The following is a 3,436-nucleotide window of genomic DNA, read 5'->3' on the forward strand; positions in this document are numbered from 1 at the left end:
AGCAACATGCCGATGATGCTACCGGGAATAGCTAGTTGGGTAAGGTGCTGTATCGCCTTGCCGATAAACAGACAAATGAGAATGACAGAAAAGGAACGTAGATATGCCATGAGCCTTGATTCCTAACGAAGAGACTCATTTATCATACAAAACAAATGTGATCTAAGCCACAAAAATTTGAGTGTAGAATTACCAACTGTTAGAAGTTAGAAACAACCACAATTGCAACCCCGGCAGCGGCAAGCAACAGCACTGAAATCTTATGCAATAGGCTGTATTTAACAATGTGCTCGGTGGCTGATTCTAGCCTTGGCTCCTGGTTACTTTCGGCAGGAAGCCTCGGTTGTTTATCAAAGGTGTGGACAAGTCGGCATGTTTTGTCTGGAAGGGGAACGCGAAAGCCAAAGTGAGGAATAACTTCAATCGGAATGGACATCTCGCCATTGTATTCGAGCTTTTTTGTCAGCGAGATCAATAAAGTATTCAGGTCGTAGTGGTTGTTGCTTTCGTGGCTGTAAGGATCGACCTGAGTGAATGTCTTATCGAACAGTGACTGGGCACTGATCACCTCTCCGGCGAAATAGCACAGGGTTTCCAACAGGCGAGACTCATGGACAGTGAGTTCGGTTTCGGTGTTGTCTTGCCATACCAGCAGGCGCAGATCGGGTTCAAAATCTACACTTTCAAAGCGATAGCAACGCGTTAATGCTTTAGTCGTCATATCAACCACTTAAATACCAATGAATACTAAATTCGATACATGCGACGTAGTCTCCACTGCAGCGCAGGTGCACTTAATGGAGGTTTCGTCTGATCAAAAAAACTTGGACTCAGACTGCAAGGCTGAATGAGTAAAATCTGACTTTCGTTCAGATACCTTCGTTATAAGTGTTGATGGCAATCGCACTAAGTTCAAATCTCGAAAATGGGATAATGTCTTAATAAAAAGCCCCCCGGCTTTGCAGGCCGGAGGGCTTAGATAAAATAGCAAGATATTACGGTGTGTTAGCTAGCGAAACAGCAAAGTGTAACGGCTTACATAATTACTGCATTGTTATACCAAGCTGTCTACATATTCATACACTGCTTTGAGTATCGCCATTTTGGCTTCATCCGCCTGATGAGTCATGGCAGTTGCCTCGAGGTTTTCCATATAGGCAGGCAGATTGGATTCAAAATAATCCTGACAATGGTGTTTCCATTGCTGCTGCTCTTTGTAGTCCAGCGTCATCGGGAAGTTTCTGGCACGATAACGGAACAACAATGGCTTGATGCGTTTGTCGTCGACATTCAGCTCGAGATTCGCCAGCTCTTCTGGTGCTGTTTCACGGATAATGTCAATCGTTGAGCGATCAGCATTAGAGAAGAAACCATCGTACAGCATGGCATCGACATTAGTGTTGGCTTCATACTCACGTTCAACGCTATAGATAGCCAGCAGCTTCTCACGAATTTCAGGGTGTGATTTCAACAGCTGCAAGTTCTCCAGACATTTCTGTCGGTCGATCCCGATCCGCTCTGCATCATCGGCCTTGAGCGTTTTGGCAGGAGCCAGAACCGGACACTTGTTTAGATGCACCAGCTTAAGCGGAACCGGCAACTCATCAGGGCCAAGATCAACACGTTTGGTGTACAGCCTTTCACGCAACGTATCGGCATCAAGCTCGATCAGCGGGGTAGGATCCATCGCAAGGTTTACCGTAATCACTGCATTCTTGTTATCCGGATGCCAGGCCATTGGCACAATCCAGCTGGTATTGCCGCACTCGACACCAAACATACCGGAAACATGCACCAGCGGCGTCATTTCAACAATATCAACCAGTTCCTGCAGCTTGCGCTTGTGACGCAGGTTGAACAGGTAGTTAAACAGCTTAGGTTGGTTCTGCTTTAAGATCTTCGCCAGCTCAATCGTCGCGTAGACATCCGCCATCGCATCGTGGGCATTGGCGTGTTCGATACCGTTGGCAACGGATAAGTGCTCAAGCTTAAAGCTTGGCAGGCCATCTTCGTTATCCGGCCAGTTGATCCCTTCCGGGCGCAATGCGTAACAGGTACGCATAATATCGAGCAGATCCCAGCGCGAGTTGCCGTTCTGCCACGCCCATGCATATGGGTCGTAGAAGTTACGGTATAGGGTATAACGGGTAACCTCGTCATCGAAGCGGACGTTGTTATATCCAATCACACAGGTATTTGGCTTCGAAAGCTCAGCGTGAATACGGGCAATAAATTCCGGCTCCGACAAACCCTTCTCATGCGCTTCCTGAGGTGTGATCCCGGTGATCAGACACGCTTCAGGTGAAGGCAGGTAGTCTACCGGCGGTTTGCAGTAGATAACCAGCGGCTCACCGATAATGTTGAGATCCATATCGGTACGCACACCCGCAAACTGACACGGGCGATCAGTCGAAGGGGTAGCGCCAAAAGTTTCATAATCCAGCCAAAACAAAGTTGGCTCATTTGTATTGTTCATAGTGTTTTCCAGAAACCATTGCATTCGTATTAAGTGCTTGTTCTAACAATGGCTTTTCAATGCTATACTGTTCATCTATACAGTAGTTAATTCTTGCGCAATTACGTTTGGGATTTGCATTTGCGTCCAAATCTGCGTCCAAAATTTTGCGCCGTGCGTCCAAAACTAGTGTCCATTCAGGGAACGAAAACAAGGTGTTAGTATGAGCATACTCGATCGGCAACTTAAACTGATTTCCAAGCAAGAAACCTATGATGGTCCATCAGAATTAAACGATGGTGAAGGCCTAATAGCTCGCATCACATCTTCTGCGGTTATCACCTTTCAGTATCGCTGCCGATTCAACGGTACAAACCTTAGAGTCAAGATTGGTAAGTATCCCGCAACTAGCCTGAAAGAGGCAAGGCGGAAACATAAAATCATGATGGAATTGAGGGAATCAGGCCGAAATCCTGAGATAGCTAATACAGGTGAGCAAGATTTCGTCACTTTAGATGACTGCGTGAACTACTGGATGAAACACTTTGTCCCCACCTTAAAGAAAGGGACACAAGCACTTTACCAATCTTTCGCCAACAACTACTTCCTTGGCACCTTCCCCGACAGAAACGTCGAAACCATACCCGCCCGAGAATGGATGCAGTGGTTAGATTCAATCAGTGCCGAAAAGCCCAAAACCGCCAACTCCATCTTCACCACACTCCGTGCCTGCCTCAACTTCTGTAAAAGCAAATTCATCATTGAAAGAACCGACCTGGACCGAATCAAAAAACAGAACGTCGGTATGCGGCCTGAAAACGGAAGCCGCGTTCCTACCTGGTCTGAATTAGCGCAAATCTGGTTAGCGATAGAACGTAGCCGAGCCAGTACTGCAAACAAACCCCTTCACCAACTCACCATGCTGTGGGGCAACCGGCTATCAGAGCTGCGCCTTGCCCGCCGTTCCCACTTCGATATGAA

At 47.1% G+C, this 3,436-nt stretch carries 3 protein-coding genes; 1 reads left to right on the forward strand and 2 read right to left on the reverse strand.

All coding sequences use genetic code 11. The features are described from left to right. Positions 1-199 precede the first annotated feature (199 nt). Both MHN01_RS20830 and sbcB read right to left on the reverse strand, forming a co-directional pair. Complete coding sequence (locus tag MHN01_RS20830) at positions 200-721, reverse strand: hypothetical protein (RefSeq protein ID WP_239413185.1); 522 nt, start codon at positions 719-721, stop codon at positions 200-202. 333 nt (positions 722-1,054) lie between these two features. Then, complete coding sequence (sbcB, locus tag MHN01_RS20835; RefSeq protein ID WP_239413186.1) at positions 1,055-2,476, reverse strand: exodeoxyribonuclease I; 1,422 nt, start codon at positions 2,474-2,476, stop codon at positions 1,055-1,057. 202 nt (positions 2,477-2,678) lie between these two features. On the opposite strand from sbcB, the gene MHN01_RS20840 reads away from it, so the two are divergent. Next, positions 2,679-3,436: integrase family protein (locus MHN01_RS20840; protein ID WP_239413188.1), on the forward strand; the 758-nt coding region annotated here is incomplete at its 3' end.

Source organism: Photobacterium sp. OFAV2-7 (assembly GCF_022347985.1).
Lineage (GTDB): Bacteria > Pseudomonadota > Gammaproteobacteria > Enterobacterales > Vibrionaceae > Photobacterium.